Here is a 1,234-nt window from a genome sequence, read left to right as displayed (position 1 = left end):
CTTGGGTTCAAGGGGTGGTTGCAACACCTTGAGTGGTGAGGTGTTGGTGTGGGTCGTTGGCACACGCGTGAGGACAAGCGACGGTTCTGGGCTGCGTTGGTGGAGCTTGGGAGCACGACCCGGGCCGCGGCCGCGACTGGTGTGAACCGGTCGACGGCCGCGGACTGGGTCAGCCAGGCTGGCGGCATGCCGCCCGTGCTCGCTGCTCCGTCCGGTGTCCGGTTGTCGCTCGAGGAGCGTGAAGAGATCTGGTTTGGTCGGTCTCGGGGGCACTCGCTCCGGCAGATCGCTGCCCGGCTCGGTCGGGCACCATCGACGGTATCTCGTGAGCTGCGCAACGCGGGCCGGGGCGGGTATCGGCCCTCAACGGCGCAACGGATCGTTGATCAGCGGCGGGCCCGACCAAAACCACGCAAGCTCGCCATCAACGGTCGGCTCCGGGACTACGTGCAGACTGGGTTGGAAGCGGACCGTTCACCGGAGCAAATCATGCTCCGGCTGCGGCGGGACTTCCCACACGATCCGGAGATGCGGGTGTCGCACGAGACGATCTACCAGGCCCTGTATGTCGAGGGCCGTGGTGGGGTGAAACGCGAGCTCCAGGTCGCGTTGCGCACCGGGCGGACGCTGCGCCGGCCGCGGGGGCGGGGGCGGGAACAGCGTCGGTCACGGGCGGACATACTCGAAATGGTCTCGATCGCGGATCGACCCGCCGAGGTCGAGGGTCGTCTGGTCCCCGGGCATTGGGAAGGGGACTTGATCGTTGGGAAGGACTCGGGTTCCGCGATCGGCACCCTGGTCGAACGCACCACCGGGTTCGTGATGCTGCTCCACCTGCCGACTAAGCACGGCGCTGCCGAGGTGCGAGATCAGATGATCACCGCGATCGGGAAGATGCCCGAGATGCTCCGCAAGTCGGTCACCTGGGACCAGGGCATCGAGATGGCGTCCCACAAGCAGATCAGCATCGCGACCGGGATCGAGATCTACTTCTGCGACCCTCACTCGCCCTGGCAGCGCGGCTCGAACGAGAACACGAACGGGCTGCTGCGGCAGTACTTCCCCAAGGGACAGGACCTGTCCGTGTTCCCCGCGGACTACCTCGACTACATCGCCGACAAGCTCAACAACCGACCACGCAAACGCCTCGACGCCATGACGCCGAGAGAAGCTCTCGACGAGCTACTCTCGGCGTCACTGACAGGCGGTGTTGCACCGACCACTTGAATCCACC

General features: G+C 66.0%; 1 protein-coding gene. It reads left to right on the top strand.

From position 1 onward, the window contains the following. Positions 1-186: 186 nt before the first annotated feature. Complete coding sequence (locus EDF23_RS19045) at positions 187-1,227, top strand: IS30 family transposase (RefSeq protein ID WP_131922794.1); 1,041 nt, start codon at positions 187-189, stop codon at positions 1,225-1,227. The last annotated feature ends 7 nt before the right edge of the window (positions 1,228-1,234 follow it).

Source organism: Curtobacterium sp. PhB128, from assembly GCF_004340725.1.
Taxonomy (GTDB): Bacteria; Actinomycetota; Actinomycetes; order Actinomycetales; family Microbacteriaceae; genus Curtobacterium.
The sequence above is the reverse complement of the archived record's forward strand: the minus strand, read 5'-3'. Positions and strand labels throughout refer to the sequence as shown.

What these genes read in the sequence shown, in the direction of transcription:
- EDF23_RS19045 (WP_131922794.1), top strand. Translation starts at nt 187, where the DNA reads ATGCCGCCCGTGCTCGCTGCTCCGTCCGGTGTCCGGTTGTCGCTCGAG.